We start from the raw sequence: 25646 nt of genomic DNA on the forward strand, positions 1-25646 counted from the left end.
AATGAGCAAATTTAAATGCCAGTGCGGTCACGAAAATCCTTTTGGAACCGTCCTTTGCGAAAAGTGCGGTCGACCGCTAACAGATGAAGCACAGAAAAGTGAAATGGTCGACATGCGTTATGAAGGATCTGCTAGACGTTCACAAACATATAAAAAAACTATAATCGATAAGATTTGGAACTTCTTTTCTAGTGTCAAAGTCGGTGTCAGTATTATTATTGCGGTTTTATCGACATCATCAATTGGTACAATCTTCCCTCAAAAGTTTTATGTGCCTGTGAGTGGGAATGATCCTTCAGAATACCTGGAGTATTATGAGCGCCTCTATGGGACTGTCGGGAAATTGTACTATCAGCTTGGATTTTATGATATGTACAATAGCTGGTGGTTCAAAATTTTAATTGGCATGCTAGGAACGTCAATTATTATTGCCAGTTTGGACCGTGTCATCCCACTTTATAAATCACTCAAAAAACAACGGACGAAACGTCATCCTTCTTTCATGAAGCGTCAACGCATTTATGGTGAAAGTGATATCGCAGATTCTGATGAATCCCTTGAAAAAGCTCAAAAAGCTCTAAAGGACTTACATTATAAAGTAAAGGTCGAAGATGGGGCGATTCTTGCTGAGAAAAACCGGTTCGGTCGTTGGGGCCCGTACATTAACCACATTGGACTAATCATATTTTTATTAGGTGTGTTAATGCGGGGGATTCCAGGATTTTACGTGGATGAAACCATGTGGATCCGTGAAGGGGAAACCCGGGAAATTCCAGGTGCACCCGGATATTTACTTGAGAACATAGACTTCTCTGTAGAAACCTATTCGAAAGAAGAATCAAATGCAGTTTTCGGGGAAGCAATTGAAAAAAATGGTTCCATTGTGAAAGAATTTAAATCCGATGTGAAACTGTATAAAGAAAAAGAAGGTTCTTTACCGGGTTCTGCAGATGTTGAATTCTTGAAAGAATACCCGATCATTGTCAACAAACCGTTGAAATTTGACGGATACAGCATTTTTCAAATGGATTATAAAATTGGTGAATTGAAAACAATGAAGTTCACGTTAATGAACAAAAAAACCGAAAAGTCCTTAGGCGAATTCACAATCGATCTTAACGAACCAGCTAAAGACTATGATCTCGGTAATGGATCTTCAATTGAACTCATGGAATATTACGCTGATTATGATGGCATTGTAGATGGACAACCTTCTTCAAAATCTCCAATCCCTAATAACCCGGCCTTCATATTCAATATGAAGACACCTGACCATCCAGATGGCGAGAAAAGTTTCGTTGCCATTCGTCAAACACTAGAAGTCGAACCGAATGACTACGAAGCCAAATTCATGTCTGCTGAAACTAGAGATGCATCAGGACTCACGATTCGTAAAGATAAAACACTTTATATTCTTTTGTTAGGTGGAATCGTCTTTATGATTGGAGTTATCCAGGGATCCTATTGGCAACATAGAAGAATTTGGATCCAAAAAGGAACTGGCTCTGAAATGCTTATTGCAGCTCATACTAACAAGAACTGGTATACACTTAAAAAAGATTTGGATAAAGTGAAAGAAGTAGCTGCTCTTCCAACGTATACCGATAAGCAGGACAAAGACGCTGTCATTGATACGACGGAAGGAGAGACAAACTAATGGATTACGCGGCATTAAGTGCGAACTTGCTACTCATATCATTTATCGCCTACCTGGTCGGCACCTTCTTTTTCGGAGGTGCAGTTAAGGTTTCTAAAACAGAAAAAACCTACAAAGATAGTATGTGGGGGAAAATCGGGATTGTCGTTACAATCATCGGATTTGTTACTCAACTTGGATATTTCATTACCCGTTGGATAGCAGCGGGGCATGCACCTGTTAGTAACATGTTTGAATTTACGACTGCATTCAGCATGATGCTTGTCGGTTCATTCATTCTCATTTTCTTTATCTACAAAACACCTTCGCTTGGGTTGTTCGCGCTTCCGATTGCGATTGTTATTATTGCATATGCAAGTATGTTCCCTAGAGAAATTACACCATTAATTCCAGCACTGAAGAGTTATTGGTTAACTGTACACGTTATTACAGCAGCGCTTGGTGAATCAATACTTGCCATTAGTGCTGTCGCTGGACTAATTTATCTTGCTAAAAATGTGGACGTGACGAAGAAGTCTAAAGAACTTTTTTGGCTGGAAGCCGTCATGTTTACCCTCGTTTTAGTTATAGGATTTGTTGTCTCTTCTACAGCGTTCAGCCTTTCGGGGTATGAAGCGGATTTCAATTACGTTGACAAAAATGGGAAAGCTTCTGAAATGACGTATAACATGCCACCCTTGTTTGGCATGAGTGAGTACGAACAAGTCACAACAGATACGATGAAACCATGGTTCGAAATGCCAGCAATCGTCAATGCAAAAACACTGACAACATTTGTCTGGTCATTAGCGACAGGTATTGTGCTGTATCTTCTACTTAGGCTTATCTTTAGACGACCAATTGCTGCTCTCTTGCAGCCATTCGCAAAAAAGGCTAATTCACAACTAATGGATGAAATCGGTTATCGTTCCGTGCTTATTGGCTTTCCAGTCTTCACTCTTGGAGCCCTCATCTTTGCTATGATTTGGGCACATGAAGCTTGGTCACGGTTATGGGGATGGGATCCGAAAGAAGTATGGGCGCTCATCACGTGGCTCTTCTACGCCGCATTCTTGCACCTTCGGCTCTCGCAAGGGTGGGAAGGTAAGAAATCGGCATGGCTTGCTGTTGCTGGATTCGTCATCATCATGTTCAACCTAATAGCCGTCAACCTGATCATCGCCGGTCTACACTCATACGCGTAACAAATGCTGTGCAGCAAACCCGCTGCACAGTCTTTTTTGATTTTATTTACATTTAGTAGTTAAAATCCCTTAAAGTGTCCCACGTTCTATATGGTACTAGTGACAAATAGGTGTACTAGTTTCTTTTTTCACGTTGTACAAGTACAATGAAAGAAGTAGTTTTGAAAGGAGCAATCGTCAATGGATGAAAACGTAAAATTGCTCGTCGTGGACGACGAAGACCGAATTAGACGACTTCTTACCATGTATCTCTCTCGTGAGGGTTATGAAATGGATGAAGCGTGTGACGGCGCAGAAGCGCTTGTGAAAATTGAAGAAAACCATTATGACTGCATCTTACTTGATGTCATGATGCCTGAAAAAGACGGAATGGAAGTTTTGGAAGAACTAAGAATAGCTGAAAACCAAACACCGATAATTCTATTGACTGCAAAAGGTGAAGAATCCGACAGAGTCACAGGGTTCGAATCTGGAGCTGATGACTATATAGTCAAACCATTCAGTCCTCGTGAAGTAGTATTGCGTGTGAAAGCGCTATTGCGACGTACTGGCTCTTTTAACGGGGCTCCAAACACAGCAACGTCAAAGGACCTAGTTGTTTTCCCGCAGCTTACAATCGATCACGACGCGCATCGGGTCACTGCTGAAGGTAAAGAGGTCAGCTTGACACCAAAAGAATACGAACTTTTGTATTTCCTTGCCAAAGCACCAGACAAGGTATTTGACCGTGAGCAACTGTTAAAGGAAGTCTGGCATTACGAATTTTTTGGAGACCTAAGAACGGTTGATACCCATGTAAAACGCTTAAGGGAAAAACTGAACAGAGTCTCTGAACGTGCTGCTAAAATGATTGTAACCGTATGGGGGGTCGGCTATAAGTTTGAGGTGCCGAATGAATGAATAGAATATGGAATTCAATCGTCGGGAAGCTATGGGCAACCATATTGCTTCTCGTTTCATTTGTCCTGTTTATTGTTACGGCACTTTTATTAGAGTTTTTCGATAACTTCCACACGCGACAAGCTGAAGAAACTCTTACACGCGAGTCGAAAACTGTTGGAAGTATTATCATTGATCACGAAAATGAATCTGCAATGAAGCTTGTCGTCAACGATATATTGAACAACGGGACTCATGCCATGGTTGTCGATGACAACGGGGAAGTGGCTTACTCATTCCATGAAGGAGTGGCGAATGTTCAATCGGTTGAAGAGAAGATTTTAAGTGATAAGTTATTCAGCGAACGAAATGATGAAAATTCCTCGAAACAAATGATTCTACCTTCCTTAACTGAAAAAGGAGTTTCAGAACGCTATATTGTATCAGCTACTCCATTACCAAATGAGAGTGAAGGCTACGTTGTTTTATACCAAAGTTTTGAAGCCATTCATGATACGACCAAATGGACAACCCATATTGTATTGCTATCTGCATTTATCGCGTTCATATTGACGACATTTTTTGCTTTCTTCCTTTCGACTCGTATAACGAGGCCTTTACGTCAAATGAAAGAAGCTGCGTTTGAGTTATCTAAAGGAAATTTCGATGCTAGAATACCGGTAAAACAAAATGATGAAATTGGTCAGCTCTCCACAGCATTTAACCAAATGGGTCGACAGTTGAAGTACAACGTGGAACTCATTAAGCAGGATAAAGAACAACTATCGAGTATTTTAACTTCCATGACGGATGCAGTAATTACGTTTAATCGGGATAATACCATCCTGCTCAGTAATCCTCAAGCGGAGAAAGTTTTGCAAAAATGGTCTTTCATCAACCAAGATTCAAAAGAACTTCTGCCACCAGAAATTATTCATATGTTGGAGCATGCTGTCATGTTTGCAGAAGAAGTCGATGCGGAGTTAGAACTAGGAAAACGATTTTTTGTTGTTAAAATCAGTCCGTTGTACAGCAAAAATAGTATCCGTGGTGCAGTAGCGGTCCTTCGGGATATGACTGAACAGCATCAACTTGACAAATTGCGCTCGGACTTCATCGCAAATGTATCACACGAACTTAGAACACCGATTTCCATGCTTCAAGGATATAGTGAGGCGATATTGGATGGTGTTCCAGAGACGGCTGAAGAGAATAGTGAAATGGTGAAAATCATTCATGATGAGTCTCAGCGGATGGGACGATTGGTGACTGATTTGCTTGACCTTGCACGTATGGAATCGGGACATATGCGTCTATACAAATCAGAAATGGCAGTTATTCCATTTTTAGAACGGATGCGTAACAAATTCATGCAAGTTGCAAAAGATGCAAACGTTGATCTTGAAGTCGAGTCGAACGGTTCTGAAACACTACATTTACAAGCAGATGAAGACCGTATTGAACAAGTATTTACTAATTTAATCGACAATGCAATTCGTCATACACCTGACGGCGGAGGCGTGAAATTATCTGTTGAAAAGTATCCTAAATCGGTTGCAATCTCTGTTATTGATACAGGAAGTGGTATACCTGAAGAAGATTTACCATTCGTTTTTGAGCGTTTTTACAAAGCTGACAAGGCTCGAACACGGGGGAAAAGTGGTACAGGTCTTGGTCTTGCAATTGCTAAAAATATTGCGGAGTCTCATGGAGGGAGTATTAGTGCCAAAAGAGGTGACAAAGAAGGTACGATTTTCACATGCATGTTACCTCTTGAGTAACTTCCCATGTAACTTAACTGAGATTTAACCGTCAACTTTTATGAACGAGGAGGATTATTATGGACGACTCCGTATTTCATCATCTATATGAAACGTATCATCATGATGTATTTAACTTCTTGACATACTTGACGAAAGATCGTCAGCTTGCAGAAGATTTATCACATGAAGTATACGTGAAAGCGATTCGTGCCTATTCCTCGTTCGAGGGACGGAGCAGCGAAAAAACTTGGTTATTTGCAATTGCTAAGAATGTATCAATCGATTATTTTCGGAAAACGAAAGTACGCAGTAAATATGACGCAACACTTTTCGATTGGGAAAAAGAAGACTTGAAATCAACTGACAAGACGCCTGAGCAACAATCGGTTGATAATGAAGATGTGCGTTCGATTCTTGAAATACTTGACTTATGTACATTGGATCAGCGCCTTGTAATTATTATGCGTTATTTTAATGACCTTTCAATTGCAGATACAGCAGAAGTGCTTGGTTGGTCTGAAGGAAAAGTGAAAACAACGCAACATCGTGCGCTGAAAAGCTTAAGAGCAAAAGTGAATTTAGCAGAATTAGAGAGGGGGGAGCCGAGTGGATCACGAACGAAAAGATGACGATTTGGAAAAGCTCCTTCACTCTATGCCGAAAATAAAAGATACTCGAACTGAAGAAGAAATACTGGAGCGTCTGAAGAAGGATGACCGACTTTCTAAAACGCCGGTAACCCCGTTGCGTAAGAAAAGACGCATAGTTCCCTTAGTAGCAGCAGTAGCAGCAGTCTTACTAGTTGCGATACTGATTCCTTCTTTCATGAACTCTATGGATGCTGGGAAACAATCCGCAGATGAGTCGTCAACCCAAGAGGACTCAGAGGGGGTGCCAGCAACTGCAAGAGACCACAAACAAATAGAGAATTTTTCAGACAACGCTACTTCGGAATCCTCCAACTTTATGAGCGCGCTTTCTCAATATGCAGTTTATCCAAGCGAGCTGAATGGGGGTCGGATATTGCATTTGGGGTTACAGGATGCTCAGGCTGTCAGTATTCCAGTTTCCTTTCTTTTGACCAAAGAGCAATTAGAGGCCAAAGGGTTAACGGGAACGTCGACAGAACTGGAACTATACGAGGCATTTGCTGGAGAGTTAGATGAGCAAGCATTAGGCTTTGAGCCGAGATCCCCACTAAATGCCACATTTAATGAAAAGGGAGATCAGCTTAACGTTCTACTTAATGATACACATGAGTATGATCTGTCATCTGCTACACAGGAAATGTTCCTTCAGTCCCTTATGCAGACGTTTCCATCTTATCGTGAGATTCATCTACTGGATGAATCAGGGAACCCGGCGGAGTTTGACCAAGTTGGTCAGCTTGAGCCGATTCGTAGCCAAGGAGTACAGGCGCATACGCCATATTACGTCTTTATACAAGAAAATGGTCAAGAGTTGCTTTCACCGAACTTCATGCAACAAGCTAAGTCATATGAAGAAGCACTACATCTCATGCAAATAGCACCAAATGATCTATTTACTCCTTCGATTCCGAAAGAGTTGGGTTTCACGGTGACTGTTAAGGATGGAGTGGCAGAAGTCGCCTTCGACGAAGTTGTACAACTTGAGTCAATGGAAATGAATGAAGCAAGTCGATTGGTTGATGTGCTTGCGTTAACGGCAGCAAGTTTTGACGTCAAGCTAAAACTGACTAATGTCGAACCAATGGATTGGAATAGCTTGAACTTTAGTGAACCATTGCCACGTGCTCTTGGGGCAAATCCTCTGCCATTTGTTATTAAGTAATGTACAGTCTGTAAACATACAAGTTTACAGACTGTTTTTTTTTCTGTATACTAATGATGTAACAAAATATTGATTCATCTTCGGGGCAGGGTGTAATTCCCGACCGGCGGAAATAGGAGCGAAAGCTTTTTAGCCCGCGAGCTTAACAGCTGATTCCAGTGAGATTCTGGAGCCGACAGTATAGTCTGGATGGGAGAAGGTGAAGGCGAAGCCGTCTTTTTGTCTGTAAAACAACGGCTTATTTAAGTGCGAGTATTCAGTTGAATGCTTGTGTCTTATTTAAACACGTCTACACACTCCCTTTAGCTTGTATTTGCTAGAGGGCGTTTTTGTGAAGACAGACGAAAGATTAGGCAGATCCTTTCCTCTTTGTGAAGTGAATCGCAAAAGGAGAGAGTTGTATGACCAGCAAGAAATTACGGGTGATGATTTTAGTCGCCATCCTAGGTAGCATTTCCACAGTCCTTATGCAGTTTAACTTCCCGCTACCTGCGTTACCGGGATTTCTGAAAATCGACTTCAGTGAAATTCCTGCTGTATTAGCGGTGATGACACTAGGACCGGTCGCAGGGATTCTCGTAGAGTTACTGAAGAACGTTCTTCATTGGTTCTTATCAGGAAGTCCGACGGGTGTGCCGGTTGGGGAAATCGCAAACTTTGTGACAGGCATATTATTCATCATGCCGATATACCTCATTTTCAACAAGTTCCGTAACTCACGTGGCTTGACGGTAGGTCTTATCTCAGGCACCGTTTCTATGGCAGTTGGCATGAGCCTCTTAAATTATTTAGTCTTCTTGCCAGCGTACACGTATTTCTTAAATGCACCACCAGTAACAGGGGATGGACTATACAAAATGATCGTCCTAGGCATTTTGCCTTTTAACCTCATCAAGGGCGCTATTTTAATGGCAATTTCTCTACTGCTATTTAAAAGTATGCAGAACTGGATTTCTCAACAACATCGTAAGTTATCGGTGTGAGAATAGAAAAACAGGCTACCCGCTAATGTGGGCAGCCTGTTTTTTAGTCTTCATATTTAAGTGGATCGCCTTCGAATGCATCATCTGCGATTTTAATGGAGTCTGTTGGACAGCCATCAAATGCGTCTTCAAGGTCCTCCAGCAGTTCTTCTGGAACTTCAGTATTCCCCGTGTTATCATCGAGAATAACAAACGCAATTCCTTCATCATCGTAATCATAAATATCAGGCGCTGCAGCTCCGCACGCTCCGCAAGCGATACATGTGTCCTGATCTACGATAGTAAACTTTCGAGTAGACATGTTCGTTCTCTCCTCTTTTCTTCGCACTAGCAACTAGGTACTTCATCCATTCTAAAACGGTTTTCTACAGTTTTCAACCTTTAACCACTAGAAAGTAGGGATTCTTCGTGAAGTTGAGTTCAATAATATTAAAGATCGCGGAAAAAATGGACGGACAAAGGTCTTTGAATGCGAGTTTGCATGTCCTACGTGGAAAACGTTCTGGTCAAACACTCCAAGACGTCGATTATTTTTCTGTTAAACCTTATTTCTCGATACTCCCTAAACTAGGAGATTCCACTTTTGCAGAAGCTGTCAGTTCCCTTCACCATGCAGGGATGATAAGTGAGAGTGAAGGAATTGTAACAGTCTCTGAAAAAGGAAAGAGAAAGGCAAAGGAATTACCACCATTTCAGTTCGATGGGTGGCATTATAGAGGCCGTGAAGAGATCTTCTTTTTACGAATGGTATTACTTGTTCAAACGCTATCTCAGTTACGAAACTCTCAAAACTCTTTTCATCCGATTACTAATGATCGTAAAATTCAGCAATTTGTCAAAGAAGTCTTACGTAGTCTCCAAGATACACGACCAAATAGTGCTCGTTTCTTCGCTGATGAGTTACTGCTAGCTTTAAAAATGACCGGTATTTCTGACCTTCAGGCAGCTGTATTGTGTCATCGCTTAACCGGAGTATCCGCTTCCGGATGGACATGGGAGCAATTAGAGGAATCTACTGGCGAGACAGTTGCTAGCTTGCAACTTGAATATTTAGAAGCGCTTCATAGATTGATTACTGTATCAGAAAGTACTGATGCTGAAGAAAGGCTACCGATATTACATATGCTAGTAAAGGATATTCGTATCAAAACACCTCTCACAGACTCAACAGCTATTACAAAGAAATTGTTTGATCAAGGGTTGCCTATTGATGAGATTGCAATTGTCCGGCAGCTGAAAGTGAACACGATTGAGGATCATATTACTGAAATTGCAACGAATGATCGTAACTTCCCCATTTTACGATTTGTGGGACGTGATGATCAGCTAGCGGTCCAACATGAAGTCAGAAGGAATGATGTGAAACGACTACGCTTTTTAAAAGAAAAGTTTCCTCATTTATCTTATTTTCAGTTACGACTTATTTTAAGTACAACGAAAGGAGAACTCGTATAATGGATCTTCGTCAGGAACTCAAAGAACGATTCGGATTCAATGAATTCCGTCCAGGTCAAGAGGACGTCATTCGCTCTATATTGAAACGGGATGACACGATCGCTATACTGCCGACAGGGATGGGGAAGTCGTTATGCTATCAGCTACCCGGTGAAATGCTGGATGGTCTGGTCCTTGTCATATCACCACTGGTTTCGCTAATGGAAGACCAAGTGGCTAGTATTCGTAAGCGTGGTGAAAAACGCGTTGCCGCAGTTAACTCCTTTCTATCAACAGAACAACGGAAATACATATTTGATGAAATCCATACGATAAAATTCCTTTTCATCTCTCCTGAAATGATTAGTCGTCCTGATATGACGAATTTTTTAATAAGATTACCCATTTCAATTCTTGTGGTGGATGAAGCCCATTGTATTTCCCAGTGGGGATTCGACTTTCGCCCAGATTATTTGCGGTTAGGAGAGTTCATCCGCTTAGCTGGAAAACCTCCAGTTCTCGCGTTGACTGCCACTGCGGATGCGCGAGTAGAAGCAGATATCATCTCTTACTTACATATGTCTAATCCGAATGTAATCCGCCAGTCCTTGGATCGTCCTAATCTAACGTATACAGTTCAACCACTAGAAACGGAAGCTGATAAAACAACTTGGCTGAAGGAACGTTTAAAAACTACAAAAGGGCCAGGAATTATCTATGTTGCTTCGAGAAAACGTGCGGAAGAACTGACACGAATACTTCAGCAAGAAGGAATTACGATAGCTTCGTATCACGCGGGGAAAGAAGCCGGGGACCGGAGTATTATTCAGCAACAATTTCTGACAGGGGAGATTTCTTGGATTTGTGCAACGAATGCTTTTGGAATGGGCGTACACAAAGATGATATCCGCCAAGTCATCCATGACCAAATGCCGGCATCCGCAGCTGCGTATGTTCAAGAGGCGGGTCGAGGGGGGAGAGATGGAGAACGTTCTGCTGCAGTCTTGTTATATGTTACAGATGATGAGCAGAAAGTTCGTTTCATAGTCCAACGCGACTTGCCTGACGAACCACAGGTCAGGCACTTTGTGGCAATGCGCGCATCTGGTCAGTCGATAGAATCTTCAGCAGAACTAGCGGGTATTTCTGAAACGGGCTCCAGGGTTGTTCAGTATTATCTAGAAACTCTATCTTTAGAAAATATACTTAAAACGTTCACAAAGTTAAAGTACGACAAAGAAGAGAAGTTAAGGCAAATGATTGCCTATGTCCATTCGAAAACTTGTTTGCGAGAGCAACTACTCTCCTATTTCGATGAAACATCTCAAGCTAAGCATGATTTCTGCTGTTCTGTTTGTGGCACGGCTAAATACGATTGGCTTTTGAGCAACGAGAGGTTAGGAAATCGAAGGAGACTCTTACAATGGGAAGAGAGAATTCGACTATTGCTATGTTAGTAGACTGGATTGCCGTTTACTTTTACGACAAAATTCGTCATAATGAAGATATAGTAATAGGGGATAGGAGAATGCCACTATGACAAAAAGTGATTATAACTCAGAGTTCGAAGAAAATAGAAAAGAAATCGACTTAGGGGAGAATACCAATGACGATCTTCCCTCTCGCGTTAAATTACGTCAGAATAAGAATGCGACTCCTAAGCGGGATAAGAAAGAATCACGCAAAGGGCTCACCCTCATAAACATTATACTTGTGCTATTTACATTAATTCCGATTGGAATATTTGTGTATGTTCTTTCGGATTTGTATAATCCTAAAGATGATAATACCGTCAATTTTGACACATCAGACATGACATTTGAACTTGGTTCAAGTCAATCACCAAATTCTTCGAGCGAAGTGCCGGTTAATGCTGATGAAAATAAAAAAGATGATGACTCAAAATCGGATGAAGACAGTAAAAAAGACAAAAAACCAGAACCGGCTAAGCCAGAGAAGAAGCCTGAAGTCACACAGAAACCAGATCCAAAACCGGAAGTGAAACCGAATCCAAAACCAGATCCAAAACCCGAAGTGAAACCGGATCCAAAACCCGAAGTGAAACCAGACCCAAAACCAGATCCAAAGCCCGAAGTGAAGCCGTCTGGAAAGTCACATACCGTACAACCGAATGAAACGCTATATCGAATCTCGGTCAATTATTATGGTTCGGGTAGCGGAGTTGAAAAAATTAAAGCGGCAAATGGCTTATCATCAAATTCAATCAGCGTTGGACAGACGCTGGTCATTCCTTAATTACAAATCTCTAAAAGGCAAAGTACGCTGACTTTGCCTTTTTCATATGGTAGGTGGAAGTGTGAAAATTTTTTGGATTGGAATTCGTGTGCTACTCGCGTGTTTAAGCTTGTTGTTTGGAGGTATGTTTTATAGTGCACATCGGACTTCTTTGAAGACTCACCGTATGAAAGCGAAATCTCCCTCAACAGCTAATGCGGAGCTTACTGTGTTTTTTATTAGTGATGTGCATAGGAGAAGGGTTCCTGAAAAATTGTTAAACAAAGTCCGATCGCATTTCGGTTCAGTCGACCTCGTTATTATAGGTGGCGATGTGGCTGAAAAAGGGGTCCCGTTAGAACGAGTGAAAAACAATGTTGAGAAACTAGCTACCTTGGGACCGGTTTACTATATATGGGGGAATAACGATAGGGAAATAGGGGAATCCAACGTTCGGGAAATTATCGCAGATGTCGGTGGAACGATTCTTGACAATGGCAGTGTACGTATCCCAATGCACCCTGATTGGATTATTAGTGGTGCGGATGATCCATCTAGTGGAAATACCAACTTACAAAAAGCAGTATCTTTTGAAGAAGACTATACGTATCAACTTGTCGCAGTCCATAATCCTTCGTTGTTCAACAAAATTATGAAAATTTCTAAACCTGTTCTACTCGTAGGGGGGCATACTCACGGAGGACAAATTCGTTTCGGACCTTTCGGAATGCAACCGAAAGGGGAATTCAAGGATGATGATGATGAATGTGCCCAACTGATTAGCAATGGGTTCGGAACCACGTTAGTCCCATTACGTTTCGGTGCTCCCCCTGAAACGCATTTAATCACAGTTCGGTATAAAAAAAGGAGTGGAACCATTTAAGATGCTTAAAACAGATGCCATTATTATAGGTGCAGGTCCTTGCGGATTATCTGCTGCTATCCATTTAAAACGTTTAGGTCTTGATGTGTTGCTTATTGAAAAGGGGAGTATTGTGAACTCCATCCATCGCTATCCAACCCATCAGACATTTTTTAGCTCCAGCATGAAATTATCAATCGGTAATATTCCATTTATCACCGCGAAAGATAAACCTCAACGTAATGATGCGCTTGTTTACTATCGAACAGTTGCTGAACTCGAACAATTGGCGATAAACAGTGATGAAACAGTACGGTCTGTTGAAAAAACAGAGGAGGTGTTTCATCTCACAACGGATAAAGCGATGTACGAAGCTTCCTATGTTGTAGTTGCGACAGGCTATTATGACCAACCAAATCGCCTTGAAATTGTAGGTGCAGACTTACCTCACGTCCACCACTATTTTAAGGAAGCACACCCATACTTCCGGAAGAATGTAGTAGTCATCGGAGGAAAAAACTCTGCAGTAGATGCTGCACTGGAACTTGAACGAGCGGGTGCTAACGTTACAGTCGTTTATCGCGGTTCTTCCTACTCCCCCAGTGTAAAGCCATGGATTTTACCTGGATTTGAAAGTTTGGTCAACAACGGGAAAATAAGAATGATCTTCGAATCCGCTGTGAAAGAAATTACGAACGATGTAGTAATGGTCCATACGGATTCAGGTGTTGAAGAAATTCAGGCAGATGCAGTGTTCGCTATGATTGGTTACCATCCTGACTACACCTTCCTAGAAAGTATAGGAATTCAGTTGGAACAAGAAAGCGGATGCCCGTTGTGCAACGAAGAAACGATGGAAACATCCGTGGAGGGTCTTTATATTGCCGGTGTAATAGCAGCAGGTAATAACGCGAATTCAATCTTTATTGAGAATGGTCGGCACCATGGAGAAGCAATTGCATGTTCGATATCCGAAAAAATGCAAGAGAATTATTAACAGAATAGGTAATTGTTTCTGCATTTGTGATATAATCACCCTGATTGGGGGTGCGTAGCTTGATAATTTTGTTTACAGTTGCAATCGCTCCGTCATTGGCATTATTCAGCTATCTCTACTTGAGAAAAGAAATTTCAAGAGAACCTTCGCGCACTCTTTTTCAAGCATTTGTCTTCGGAGCAGTTATGACGTTTCCGATTCTGTTCATTCAACATGTTTTTGACGAGGAACGAGTCTTCGCAAATGAATTTTTACAGAATACTGTATTTACAGGTGCTTTGGAAGAATTTTTCAAGTGGCTAATTTTATTAGTCTTTGTTTATAAAAATATTGAGTTTGATGATGCTTATGACGGAATTCTTTTCGGAGCCAGTGTATCATTAGGATTCGCTACTGTTGAAAATATTTTGTTTTTGTTTACATTTGGCCTAGATACGGCATTCATTCGTGCTTTGTTGCCGGTTTCCAGCCATGCATTGTTTGGTGTGGTGATGGGATACTATTTTGGAAGGTCGAAATTTGCAGTGGCGGATAGAAAGAAATTGCATCTTTTAATTGCCCTGTTATTTCCATTTATATTGCATGTTACCTACAACGCAATCTTGGAAATCCATGATTTATGGGTATATTTAATGATCCCATTCATGCTGTTTTTATGGTGGTTCGGGCTCACTAGGGTGAAATATGCACATGTTTTTGCAATGAGACAATTTCAAAAAAGATCGCGATAAATCCATCCGTCTCCATTGGATGGTTTTTTTGTGCGAAAAAAACAACTCGTCATAAATCCAGTAAATTGGGACAGTCTACTAGTACAAGAAGAACGACTGGAGGAAATGACATGAACAAAACGTTGCGTACGATGTTGATTGGCTTTTTCTTTTTTGTAGGTATTCAATTGTCACTTTCGACTGACTCCCACGCCTTTACAGATCGTGAGTTAGCAAAAGGGACAAAAGGAGATGATGTCATTGAACTACAAGCTAGGCTGCAATATATCGGATTCTTCAAAGGCAAAATAGACGGGAATTTTGGCTATCAAACATATTGGGCACTGCGCGAGTTTCAGGAAAAGTATGGAATGCCGATTGATGGGATAGCGGGTTCTAAAACGAAGAAAAAGTTGACTTCAGTTTCCTCCTATGACAAAAAATTTGTCATGGACAATATAAACAGCGGTAAGGAATTTACCCACTATGGCGGGAAACCTTTATCTTCCCAAGTCAAGGGTGGTACAGGTGGGACAACTGTAAAAAAAACGAATACACAAGTCCCGCCTAAATATAGTGAGGACGACGTAAAGCTAATAGCAAATGCTGTGTATGGTGAATCTAGAGGAGAACCTTATGAAGGCCAAGTTGCTGTAGCGGCCGTTATCTTAAATCGTATTGAGAATCCTGATTTCCCAAATACGGTGGGTGGTGTAATTTTTCAACCTGGAGCTTTTACTGCGGTTTCTGATGGTCAAATATGGCTAACTCCCAATGATCGGGCAAAAGAAGCTGTCATAGACGCGATGAATGGTTGGGACCCTTCTGAGAATGCAATTTATTACTTTAATCCTGTAACGGCAACAAGTAAATGGATTTGGTCTCGTCCGCAAATCAAGAAAATAGGAATGCATATTTTTTGTAACTAACATATAACTTTTTTCTTTTCCCGCAACTATAACTTCAACAGAAAGCAGGTGCAGTACGTACTTATGAAAAAAATAGTGTTTCTCGCTGTATTCGCGATTGTTTCTTTATCTGCGTACTCCTATACGACAGCTACACAAAACAAGGACTTGCAAAATGCATTATCCGTTCAGTATGCAAAAAATATTTCCGATGCTTCTTCAAAGTTACAAGAACTCGATGTAGCCGTGAAGAAGACGTTGCTATTCGATGAAGGTCAAGGAGACCTTGAGGCGCGCGAGGATATATGGCGGTTGTCTTCAGATATTCAGCAATCCGTCGCATCTCTTCCTCTCGACCAACAGTTTTCAACGATGTGGATGAACTATTTGGGAAGGTTAGGTAAGTTTTCGAAAGAGGGAGATGAACGGACTGATGCTACAGAGTTTCACAAAGTCATGGACCGTGCATCTCAAAACATTGAGAGCCTTTCTGACCAATGGTCGATTGCAACTGCAGATATGGCAAGCGGTAATCTTTCGATGACAGAATGGCAAGAACGATTGGATGGCGAGAAAGCTACTTTTGACTGGAAAGGGTTAAGTGCATCTATTCAACAATATACCGAAAGTGATTTCCCCCTCACAGCAAGTGAATCTGATGCATTGAAGAAAAAAGAACTAAAACATATCAAAGATCCAAAAGTAACAAAAGAGGAAGCACTTTCCAAGTTCAAGAAGTTGTTTCCAGATGTGTCTAACCAAGTGATTGACACTACAGATAGTAAACCAGGGGCGGCGTATCCTTTTTACCATATCCGATTTGCTGATCAGGACTCTATCGGGTATATCGATATTACGCAAAAAGGAGGACACATCCTATCCTTCCTAACAGAACGACCAGCAGGGGGAGGAACTATGGAATTGGAAAGTGTCCGTAAAAGGGTAGAAACATTTTTGAAGGATTCAGGATACACGGATGTTGTATATGAGGAAGTAAGGGAAAACGATACAGCATTTCATTTTGTATATACGCGAGTGGAACCAATGCATAAAGCGAAAGTGCTGTCAGATACAATCCAAATCAAGGCTGCTAAAGAAGATGGTCGTATACTTGGACTTAACGCTGCAGAGTATATTCGTAAAGAGCAACTCAAAGATCAGCCGATGATTAAAATTAATTGGGGAACGTTTTTTCATAACAACGTAAAAGTAAATAATCAAGAACTTGTTTACGTTGAAAATGAACATGGTATTCAGCGACTCGCCTATTCTTTAACGGTAACCTTAGAAGAAAACGGTGAAATTGGGACGTACATCGTCTTAGTGGATACTGAAACAAAAGATGTTATCCGGACGGAGAAGCAAGCTTAAAATAGTGATTGGATAATCCGGGAAATCATGTCATACTAGTTAGTATGAATCATGACAGGTGGCGATTTTATGAAGCTTGTACTAGGAACTTCAATCACAATAGACAAAGATTATACTGAAGAGGGGGAAAAATTTAGAAGTCGTGTCGTGGATATCGGGAAAGACTGTGTAATGATCGATTATCCCACTCATCTTGAAACAGGAAAAACTGCATTCTTCATCGATGGTACCCAACTTCTTGTCTCTTTCGTTGACGAGTTAAAAATGGCGTACGTCTTTAAGACGGAAGTAATGGGAAGACTGAATCGGGGAATCCCGATGCTTCAAGTTAGCTACCCAGGTGACACTGAATTGATTAAAATCCAGCGTCGCGAATTTGTCCGTGTAGATTCCCCCTTAGATGTTGCAGTGGACAAAGACGGCGTCATCCATCAACTTGTTGCTGAGGATATTAGTGCAGGTGGGATGGCAGTCAATTTAGCGAGATCGAATTTTGAAGAAGATGATATTGTGAAGCTCACAATTGTCCTACCATACGCAAATAATTCGATTAAATATATCCGGGTGAATGCGAGAATTATCCGGATTTGGGAAAAGGATGGCCGTCGAGTCGCTTCGTTGCAGTTCGATCAAATCGATCCCGAATCTCGTCAGCAAGTTATTCGACTCTGTTTTGAACGCCAATTGAAAAAAAGGAACGAATAGGAAAAGGTCTTTATGAATAAGACTTTTTCCTTTTCGCTATGGTACAATGTTTTCGAATTGAGTACGGGGGTAATAGAAATGGAAAAGGGAATACAAATTGCAATAGATGGACCTGCGGCGGCAGGTAAAAGTACAATCGCAAAAATAACTGCAAATAAGTTGGGTTACACATACATCGATACAGGTGCCATGTACCGGGCTCTGACATATAAGGCGTTGAAAGAGCATATAGATGTATATGACGATGACTCACTCTCTCGTTTGTTGGAACGAATCGTCATTGAGTTATCGCCCACAGAAGAAGGACAAATTGTATGGGTTGATGGTGAAGATGTTACGGAAGCTATTCGTTCACAAGAAGTGACGTCAAACGTGTCTGCTACGGCGGCCCAACCTCAAGTCAGAGAGCTGATGGTAGAAAAGCAACGAAGTTTGGCAACGACTAAAGGCGTGGTCATGGACGGTAGAGATATCGGGACAGCGGTGTTACCGAATGCGGAACTCAAGATTTTCATGACTGCATCTGTGGAAGAACGGGCTACAAGGCGGTTTGCGGAGAATTCTAAAAGAGGCATTGATCGTCCCATGGAAGAACTATGCCAAGATATCGCGAGTCGGGACAAGGCAGATACAGAACGGATCGCATCCCCATTGAAACAAGCGAGTGATGCGATTTTTATCGATACTACATCGATGAGTATTGAACAAGTCGCGGATACAATCATTCAATATGCAGAAAAGAGGAGACATCTATGAATCTATATCCTCTTGGAAAAGCACTATGCACAGTAGTGTTAAAACCGTTTTATCGAATCAAGGTACTAGGTTTAGAGAATTTCCCTAAAGATAAAGGTGTTCTATTATGTACGAATCACATCGACAACTTAGATCCCCCGGTCGTCGGGTTGACAGCACCACGACCCGTGCATTTCATGGCAAAAGAAGAACTTTTTCAACTGCCTATTTTGAAATCTGTTTTGCCTAATGTGAACGCATTTCCAGTGAAACGTGGTCTTAGTGACCGTCAGGCAATTCGTAAAGCACTTGAATTACTTCGCTCTGGACAAGTTGTAGGAATGTTCCCAGAAGGGACGAGGAGTAAAACTGGTGAATTAGGGAAAGGATTAACTGGGGCAGGTTTTTTTGCATTAAAAGGGGATGCATACGTCATGCCATGTGCAATTATCGGCTCTTATCGCCCATTTAAACAGCTAAGGGTAATATACGGGGAACCAATTGATATGACCCCCTTACGTGAACGCAAAGCTTCTGCGGAAGAAGCTACAGAAGTGATTATGAGTGCAATACAACAGTTATTAGAAAAAAATCGTTGACACGCAAGTTCAATTTTTTGTTTTTATGGGTATATTCCAATAGTATAGAACTATGATCATTATGGAGGAGGACTACATATGACTGAAGAGATGAATGTAGAAGCAATGGACGGATATAACGAAGGAGATCGCGTGACAGGTAAAGTAACAAAGATTGAAGATAAATCTGTCACTGTAGAAATTTCTGGAGCACCATTTGACGGCGTGATTCCAATCAGTGAATTATCTAGCCTTCACATTGAAACAGCATCGGATGCAGTAAAAGAAGGCGATGAACTTGAGCTTTCTATCATTAAAGTTGAGGATGATGCTTTCGTATTATCGAAACGAAAAGTAGATGCTGAAGATGCTTGGGATACATTGGAAGAACAATTCAATAATGCTGTCACGATTACAACGGAAGTGAAGGACGTCGTAAAAGGCGGTTTAGTCGTTGACCTAGGAGTGCGTGGATTCATCCCAGCATCGCTAGTCGAAGACCACTTCGTTGAATCATTTGAAGATTACAAAGGGCGCACTATGGACTTCAAGATTGTAGAAATGGATAAAGAGAAAAACCGTTTAATCCTTTCTCATCGTGCTGTTATTCAAGAAGAGAAATCTTCTAAAAAAGAAGAGATTCTAGCAGATCTCCACGAAGGTCAAGTTCTTGAAGGCACAGTCCAGCGTATCGCTTCATTCGGTGCATTTGTCGATTTAGGTGGTGTGGATGGTTTAGTACACATTTCGCAAATTGCTCATGGGCACGTTGAAAAAGTTTCAGATGTATTAAAAGAAGGCGACAAAGTAGAAGTGAAGATTTTGGCTGTGGATCGCGATTCTGAACGAATTAGCTTATCTATCAAAGATACGCTAGATGGACCATGGGAAGGCATCGAAGACAAAGCCCCTAAAGGTGCAGTGCTACAAGGAACTGTAAAACGTCTTGTTTCTTACGGAGCTTTTGTAGAAGTGTTCCCAGGAGTCGAAGGCCTTGTCCACATTTCAAGAATTTCCCATGACCACATTGGTACTCCGAATGACGTATTATCTGAAGGACAGAGTGTGGAAGTGAAAGTATTGGATGTCAATCCAAATGACAAACGTCTTTCTCTAAGTATTAAAGATCTGACTGAAAAAGAAGAGGACGCGTATGATGGCTATGAAATGCCTGAAGAACCGTCTGGTTTCTCAATCAGTGATGTAATTGGAGATCAGTTAAAAAAGTTCTCTAACTAACAAGGTTCGTGAACCTGTAACAACTGTATTGAAGGAGATGGCTCTTTTTAGAGCGCCATCTCTTTTTTTTGTGTATAATATGCAGAAGATAGCTTGGAAGGATGAATGACTAATGAGTAAACCAACAGTAGCCATCGTAGGACGTCCGAATGTCGGTAAGTCCACGATTTTTAACAGAATTGTCGGAGAACGTATTTCGATTGTAGAAGACGTTTCTGGCGTGACGCGTGATAGAATTTACAGTGCAGCAGATTGGCTGTCTCATGAATTTAATTTGATTGACACAGGTGGAATTGATATAGGAGATGAACCATTTCTAGTTCAAATTCGTTTGCAAGCTGAAATTGCAATCGAGGAAGCAGATGTGATCATCTTCCTGACAAACGGTAGAGAAGGCGTTACCGATGCTGATGAACAGGTAGCAAAAATCTTGTATAAAACGAAAAAACCAGTAGTTCTTGCTGTTAATAAGGTAGATAACCCTGAGATGAAGGATATGATTTATGATTTCTATTCACTCGGTTTCGGTGATCCTCATCCTATTTCGGGATCACATGGTTTAGGTCTAGGAGATCTTTTGGATACCGTTGCAGAGAGCTTCCCGGATCCGTCAGAGGAAGAAATTGAAGAGGATGTTATTCGTTTTTCTTTGATTGGGCGACCGAATGTTGGGAAATCATCGCTTGTCAATGCGTTACTAGGTGAAGAACGCGTTATCGTAAGTGAAGTTGCGGGAACAACAACAGATGCAATTGACTCTTCGTATGAATTTGAAGGACAGAAATTTAAAATTATTGATACAGCGGGAATGCGCAAAAAAGGTAAAGTGTACGAAAATACAGAAAAGTATAGTGTGCTCCGTGCGCTCAAAGCAATCGATCGCTCTGATGTAGTGCTAATCGTCATTAATGGTGAAGAAGGTATTCGCGAGCAAGATAAGCGGATTGCCGGTTATGCAGAAGAAGCGGGTAAGGGAATTCTATTCGTTGTAAACAAGTGGGATGCCCTTGAAAAAGATGAAAAGACGATGAATCGTTTTAACGAAGATATTCGCAAAAACTTCTTATTCTTGGATTACGCACCGATTGCGTATGTATCTGCAAAAACAAAGCAGCGTGTTCGCTCATTGTTCGACTTGATCATCACGATTAGTGAAAATCATTCGATGCGTATTCAGTCAAGTGTCCTGAACGAAGTGATCGAGGATGCAATCGCCAGAAATCCAGCCCCTTCAGATAAAGGGAAACGTCTCCGCATTTATTATTCAACACAAGTTGCTGTAAGACCACCAGCTTTTGTTGTATTTGTGAATGACACGGAATTAATGCACTTTTCTTATGAACGTTTCCTGCGCAATCGTTTGCGTGAGTCTTTCGGATTTGAAGGAACTCCGATTCGTATTATCACTCGGGCTAGAAGTTAAACAAACTGTGGGAAAGGATGAGGAATCGTGAAAAAAGTCTCTGTACTTGGTGCAGGAAGTTGGGGAACTGCCCTTGCATTTGTTCTTGCTGAAAATGGACATGACTGTCTGATTTGGGGGAGAAGACAAGAGCAGACTGCTGAGATCAACGATCAGCACACTAACCAAGCCTACTTGAAAAACTGTCGACTGCCTGAATCACTGAAAGCTAGTTCAAATCTTGAGCAAGTTGTTGAACATGCGGACATACTCATAGTTGCTGTCCCTACAAAAGGTATGCGGGAAATAGGATCACAATTGAATGACTTGATCCGACAACCGAAACTCATTGTACATGTGTCAAAAGGGATCGAACCGGACACTCTCAAGCGAATTACCGAAATGCTTGCAGAAGAAATCCGTCCTGAAGCGCGTAAAGGACTTGTAGTGCTTTCTGGGCCGTCCCATGCTGAAGAAGTAGTACTTCGTCATCCTACGACTGTAACAGTGGCTTCAGAGGATACAAGTGCAGCAGAAGAGATTCAAACCCTATTCATGAACTCTTTCTTCCGTGTGTATACCAACGAAGACGTTCTTGGCGTTGAGCTAGGCGGTGCATTGAAGAATGTCATTGCATTAGCTGCGGGGATTACTGACGGTTTAGACTACGGAGACAATGCTAAAGCAGCATTAATTACACGGGGATTAGCAGAAATTACACGTCTTGGTGTCAAAATGGGTGCAAACCCTGTAACGTTTGCGGGTTTAGCTGGAATGGGCGACTTAATCGTTACAGCGAATAGTGTGCATTCACGCAACTGGAAAGCAGGAAATATGCTTGGAAAAGGTCATTCGTTGGAAGAAGTGACAGAAGGTATGGGGATGGTGATTGAAGGCGTCCGTACAACCAAGGCCGCTCATCAGTTGGCAAAGCAGTACGACGTTTCAATGCCGTTAACAGAAGCCTTATATTCCGTCTTATTTGAAGGTCATGAACCTAAGGAAGCAGTAGACTGGTTAATGAATCGTGGGAAAAAGAAGGAAACTGACGATTTCTCTAATTGATCCAGCACGTTTTTTCCTCAAAGGATCCTTTGTTTACCGCATAAATTTACGATTGGAAGGAATGACGTACTTTGTCCTCGTTGGATAAAATGTGGCTATCTTTTTACGCCATGGGATTCATGATGATCTCAATGGGACTCATTCATGTGAGCCGGACCAAACTAACAAACAAACTCCTAAAGATAGTATTTGCAATCATTGCCTATGGTTTACTGATTTTTTCATTCTTTGCAATGATCTATCTCGTCTTTAACGGACCTACAGGAGGCGCGTAATCTATGAAAAGAGTGCTACTTCTTCCTATAGTGACGATAATTTCAGTTCTTTTGTCAGGATGCATGTACCCACAAGGTGAAATGGAGAGTAAGCTGAAGCCTTATGAGGATCAGCTGGAGACCGTGCAAAAAGCTGTCGATACGTATCAGGAACAATCAGATGGTTTATTGCCCATCAAAACAAGGGATATGTCTATTGATCAATATATTAAGTATCCGATCGACTTCACTAAAATTGTTCCATCATTAACAGAGAAAATCCCATCAAATGCGTATGAACAAGGCGGAATTTATCAATATGTTTTAATGGATGTGGAAGAAAATCCAACAGTTAAACTTGTAGATCTGCGTGTAGCAGAACGGATTCGGGAACTCATCTTACGCAAAACGGTCAATGGAGTACTTCCATTCAAGGATCCTGTACAAGAAGGTGCAAATGTCTATGAAGTGGACTATGAAAAATTAGGGCTTAAGAAACCATTAACTGTAGAAAGTCCTTATTCTGATGCTCATTTACCCATCGTTGTCGGAGGGGATGGAAAATTCTATATTGATTATGCCATTGACCTAAACCGGATTTTGGAGAAGGAAAAGCCGTCAGTAAAGCCTGGAGACGACATTCGTTCCTTGCTTTCAGACAATTATCCGATACTCCCTGCCTATTCGTTACCTTACACCGTGAACGAAAACAATGAACCAGTTTTCATGAAATCGTCTAACTGAACAAAAACGTTTCGTGCTTTTATGCATGAAACGTTTTTTGTTTTCATAAACTACTATGCGTAGAAAAGGAGGACGATGGAAATGAAAGAAGAACTATATGAAAACTTAGCGAGACGAACAGATGGCGATATTTATATCGGAGTGGTAGGTCCTGTTCGTGTCGGAAAATCCACTTTTGTTAAACGTGTCATGGAAGAAGTAGTTATCCCCAATATGAGTGATCAGGCAGACAGGACTCGCGCACAGGATGAGCTTCCACAAAGCTCTCCAGGCCCAGTTATAATGACTGCTGAACCAAAATTTGTCCCTGCGCAAGGAACTGCAGTTTCGATTGGAGATGGGGAACTCTCTTTTCAAATTCGACTGGCAGACTGTGTAGGATATGTCATCGATGGTGTGAAAGGCTACGAGGACGAAGATGGACCTAAGTATGTCCACACCCCGTGGCATAATGAACCGATTCCCTTTGAAGAGGCAGCCCGTATCGGGACCGACAAAGTTATTCGGGACCATTCAACCATCGGTATCTTGCTGACGACAGATGGAACAGTGAATAATATTCCAAGAGCTTCTGCGGAAGCTGCGGAAACTGAAATCGTCTCTAAACTTAAGGAAATTGGTAAGCCGTTCGTTATCGTGCTGAACTCGAAAATGCCCGCGCATGAGAAAACGGTTCAGCTGAAACAACGATTACAAGAAGAACACGGTGTCCCTGTCATTGCGATTAGTGCCGACCAATTGAATGCACAGGAAATCCAATTAATATTAAAGGAAGCCCTTTATGAATTCCCAATTACTCATATCGATCTTCAAAAGCCGGACTGGATGGATGTGTTAGGCTCAGAGCATTATTTGAATGCGAATATTGATGAAATAATCAATGAAGGGTTTCTGGAAGCGTCCAAAATCCGTAAAGTCCAACAACTCGCAGAGCGGTTGAATGAAGAGGATTATATTAGATCCGCCGATGTCATCGAGGTAGATGCAGGGAAAGGAAGAGCCATCCTAGACTTAAAGATTGACGAACAAACGTATTTGGGTGTTTGTGAGTCGTATATGGATACTGAGATGAAAACAAAAAAAGATTGGCTGTTGTTCATCCAAGAAGCGGTCAAGGCGAAAAAATCCTATGATATGTTCGCCGAGGCAATTGAGACTGCCAAACAGGATGGATATGGTGTGGCACTTCCAACTATTGCAGATTTCCAGCCGACTCAGCCTGAACTTATCAAGCAAGACTCATTTTATGGGGTCCGTATGAAAGCGACAGCTCCAGCGTTACATGTCATTCGAATTGATATGGAAGCGGAATTTGCGCCACTCATCGGTTCTGAATTCCATAGCCATCACTTATTGAAGGAACTGAAAAATGCTTATTTACACGATCGTGATGCGCTTTGGGAAACACAATTATTTGGAACGCCACTTCATGAAGTAATGAAAGAGAGCATTCGATTTAAGACATCTGCAGTGCCTTCTAGCGCTCGTCGAAGACTGCGTGAAACCATTGAAAAAATGGTGAATGAAGGAAATAAAGGCATGGTAACGTTCATCGTCTAATGCGTAAAGATCCGTCTATAGCGGGTCTTTTTTCTGTTTTTGGAGTAACTCAGCAGAACAAGGGTTACAATATTGTTGCACGGTAGAAATGGTTATGTTACTCTTTTTACAGTGTTAAAGAGGTTTTATAAACGTTTGAGAGGAGGTGAACGAGATGAACAAAACTGAATTGATCAACTCCGTTGCAGAAGCATCAGGTCTTTCTAAGAAAGATGCAACAAAAGCTGTTGAAACTGTTTTCGAAACAATCCAAGACGCTCTTTCAAAGGGTGAGAAGGTACAATTGATTGGCTTCGGTAACTTCGAAGTACGCGAGCGTGCTGCTCGTAAAGGCCGTAACCCTCAATCTGGAGAAGAAATTGAAATCGCAGCTAGCAAAGTTCCTGCATTCAAAGCAGGTAAAGCATTGAAAGATGCTGTTAAGTGAGTTCAATTACATAGGAGCCCGTCAGTTGTCCATAACGGATAAGCTGGCGGGCTTCTTTCCGTTTTACGTGTAAAAATATCCGAGCCCTCAACTGTACTGTATGCCAGGAGTATGCTACTATTTTGAAAGACTAGATGTGCAT

The 25646-nt window shown here is 41.5% G+C and carries 26 protein-coding genes and 1 riboswitch; of the genes, 25 read left to right on the top strand and 1 reads right to left on the bottom strand.

Going from position 1 to position 25646, the window contains the following annotated elements:
* The first annotated feature begins 1 nt into the window (after position 1).
* From resB to DVB69_RS03435, 7 genes are all read left to right on the top strand, one after another.
* Complete coding sequence (resB, locus tag DVB69_RS03405) at positions 2–1657, top strand: cytochrome c biogenesis protein ResB (RefSeq protein ID WP_116016567.1); 1656 nt, start codon at positions 2–4, stop codon at positions 1655–1657.
* Positions 1657–2841, top strand: coding sequence for a c-type cytochrome biogenesis protein CcsB (gene ccsB / locus DVB69_RS03410; RefSeq protein ID WP_116016569.1), 1185 nt, complete (start codon positions 1657–1659; stop codon positions 2839–2841). The genes resB and ccsB overlap by 1 nt, the downstream gene beginning before the upstream one ends.
* A 180-nt stretch (positions 2842–3021) precedes the next feature.
* Positions 3022–3741: a response regulator transcription factor gene (locus tag DVB69_RS03415; RefSeq protein WP_116016571.1), complete on the top strand. Its 720-nt coding sequence runs from the start codon at positions 3022–3024 to the stop codon at positions 3739–3741.
* Positions 3738–5501 carry an ATP-binding protein gene (locus DVB69_RS03420; protein WP_116016573.1) on the top strand — a complete coding sequence of 588 codons (1764 nt, stop codon included), beginning with the start codon at positions 3738–3740 and terminating at the stop codon, positions 5499–5501. Before DVB69_RS03415 ends, DVB69_RS03420 begins: the two co-directional genes overlap by 4 nt.
* A 59-nt stretch (positions 5502–5560) precedes the next feature.
* Positions 5561–6112, top strand: coding sequence for a sigma-70 family RNA polymerase sigma factor (locus DVB69_RS03425; RefSeq protein WP_116016575.1), 552 nt, complete (start codon positions 5561–5563; stop codon positions 6110–6112).
* Positions 6090–7295, top strand: a complete 1206-nt coding sequence (locus DVB69_RS03430) for a hypothetical protein (RefSeq protein ID WP_116016577.1) — start codon at positions 6090–6092, stop codon at positions 7293–7295. The genes DVB69_RS03425 and DVB69_RS03430 overlap by 23 nt, the downstream gene beginning before the upstream one ends.
* A 72-nt stretch (positions 7296–7367) precedes the next feature.
* Positions 7368–7500, top strand: a riboswitch (FMN riboswitch).
* Positions 7501–7696: 196 nt separating this feature from the next.
* Complete coding sequence (locus DVB69_RS03435) at positions 7697–8278, top strand: ECF transporter S component (RefSeq protein WP_116016579.1); 582 nt, start codon at positions 7697–7699, stop codon at positions 8276–8278.
* Positions 8279–8321: 43 nt separating this feature from the next.
* Here the strand turns inward: DVB69_RS03435 and DVB69_RS03440 are convergent, their stop codons facing one another.
* Positions 8322–8579, bottom strand: a complete 258-nt coding sequence (locus DVB69_RS03440) for a ferredoxin (RefSeq protein ID WP_116016581.1) — start codon at positions 8577–8579, stop codon at positions 8322–8324.
* Between the two features lie 107 nt (positions 8580–8686).
* Between DVB69_RS03440 and DVB69_RS03445 the strand changes: the two genes are divergently transcribed.
* From DVB69_RS03445 to DVB69_RS03530, 18 genes are all read left to right on the top strand, one after another.
* On the top strand, positions 8687–9733 hold the full coding sequence (locus tag DVB69_RS03445; RefSeq protein WP_116016583.1) for a YpbB family protein: 1047 nt from the start codon (positions 8687–8689) through the stop codon (positions 9731–9733).
* Complete coding sequence (locus tag DVB69_RS03450) at positions 9733–11169, top strand: RecQ family ATP-dependent DNA helicase (RefSeq protein WP_116016585.1); 1437 nt, start codon at positions 9733–9735, stop codon at positions 11167–11169. The genes DVB69_RS03445 and DVB69_RS03450 overlap by 1 nt, the downstream gene beginning before the upstream one ends.
* A gap of 79 nt (positions 11170–11248) precedes the next feature.
* A complete protein-coding gene (locus tag DVB69_RS03455) occupies positions 11249–11968 on the top strand; it encodes a LysM peptidoglycan-binding domain-containing protein (RefSeq protein WP_116016587.1) in 720 nt (239 codons plus the stop codon).
* Positions 11969–12029: 61 nt separating this feature from the next.
* A complete protein-coding gene (locus tag DVB69_RS03460; protein ID WP_158541015.1) occupies positions 12030–12830 on the top strand; it encodes a metallophosphoesterase in 801 nt (266 codons plus the stop codon).
* A 1-nt stretch (position 12831) separates the two neighbouring features.
* Positions 12832–13806 carry a YpdA family putative bacillithiol disulfide reductase gene (locus DVB69_RS03465; protein WP_116016591.1) on the top strand — a complete coding sequence of 325 codons (975 nt, stop codon included), beginning with the start codon at positions 12832–12834 and terminating at the stop codon, positions 13804–13806.
* A 59-nt stretch (positions 13807–13865) separates the two neighbouring features.
* Positions 13866–14537 (top strand): glutamic-type intramembrane protease PrsW, encoded by a 672-nt coding sequence (gene prsW / locus DVB69_RS03470; RefSeq protein ID WP_116016593.1) that lies wholly within the window; start codon positions 13866–13868, stop codon positions 14535–14537.
* A gap of 110 nt (positions 14538–14647) precedes the next feature.
* Positions 14648–15445, top strand: a complete 798-nt coding sequence (gene sleB, locus DVB69_RS03475; RefSeq protein ID WP_370452911.1) for a spore cortex-lytic enzyme — start codon at positions 14648–14650, stop codon at positions 15443–15445.
* Between the two features lie 63 nt (positions 15446–15508).
* Complete coding sequence (locus tag DVB69_RS03480) at positions 15509–16795, top strand: PepSY1/2 domain-containing protein (protein WP_116016595.1); 1287 nt, start codon at positions 15509–15511, stop codon at positions 16793–16795.
* A 69-nt stretch (positions 16796–16864) separates the two neighbouring features.
* The gene (locus DVB69_RS03485; RefSeq protein WP_158541016.1) at positions 16865–17500 is read left to right on the top strand and encodes a flagellar brake protein; all 636 of its coding nucleotides are present in this window, start codon (positions 16865–16867) and stop codon (positions 17498–17500) included.
* Between the two features lie 78 nt (positions 17501–17578).
* Entirely contained in the window at positions 17579–18256 is a 678-nt protein-coding gene (gene cmk, locus DVB69_RS03490) for a (d)CMP kinase (protein ID WP_116016599.1), read from the top strand.
* Positions 18253–18834 carry a lysophospholipid acyltransferase family protein gene (locus DVB69_RS03495; RefSeq protein ID WP_116016601.1) on the top strand — a complete coding sequence of 194 codons (582 nt, stop codon included), beginning with the start codon at positions 18253–18255 and terminating at the stop codon, positions 18832–18834. Before cmk ends, DVB69_RS03495 begins: the two co-directional genes overlap by 4 nt.
* 78 nt (positions 18835–18912) lie before the next feature.
* On the top strand, positions 18913–20052 hold the full coding sequence (gene rpsA / locus DVB69_RS03500; protein ID WP_116016603.1) for a 30S ribosomal protein S1: 1140 nt from the start codon (positions 18913–18915) through the stop codon (positions 20050–20052).
* 112 nt (positions 20053–20164) lie between these two features.
* Entirely contained in the window at positions 20165–21475 is a 1311-nt protein-coding gene (gene der / locus DVB69_RS03505; protein ID WP_116016605.1) for a ribosome biogenesis GTPase Der, read from the top strand.
* A 27-nt stretch (positions 21476–21502) separates the two neighbouring features.
* Positions 21503–22519, top strand: coding sequence for an NAD(P)H-dependent glycerol-3-phosphate dehydrogenase (locus DVB69_RS03510; protein WP_116016607.1), 1017 nt, complete (start codon positions 21503–21505; stop codon positions 22517–22519).
* A 71-nt stretch (positions 22520–22590) separates the two neighbouring features.
* Entirely contained in the window at positions 22591–22794 is a 204-nt protein-coding gene (locus DVB69_RS03515; protein WP_116016609.1) for a DUF2768 domain-containing protein, read from the top strand.
* Between the two features lie 3 nt (positions 22795–22797).
* Positions 22798–23517: a hypothetical protein gene (locus tag DVB69_RS03520; protein ID WP_116016611.1), complete on the top strand. Its 720-nt coding sequence runs from the start codon at positions 22798–22800 to the stop codon at positions 23515–23517.
* A gap of 81 nt (positions 23518–23598) precedes the next feature.
* On the top strand, positions 23599–25077 hold the full coding sequence (spoIVA, locus tag DVB69_RS03525; protein WP_116016613.1) for a stage IV sporulation protein A: 1479 nt from the start codon (positions 23599–23601) through the stop codon (positions 25075–25077).
* A 154-nt stretch (positions 25078–25231) separates the two neighbouring features.
* Entirely contained in the window at positions 25232–25504 is a 273-nt protein-coding gene (locus tag DVB69_RS03530; protein WP_116016615.1) for an HU family DNA-binding protein, read from the top strand.
* The last annotated feature ends 142 nt before the right edge of the window (positions 25505–25646 follow it).

The organism is Sporosarcina sp. BI001-red (assembly GCF_003384035.1).
Lineage (GTDB): Bacteria > Bacillota > Bacilli > Bacillales_A > Planococcaceae > Sporosarcina.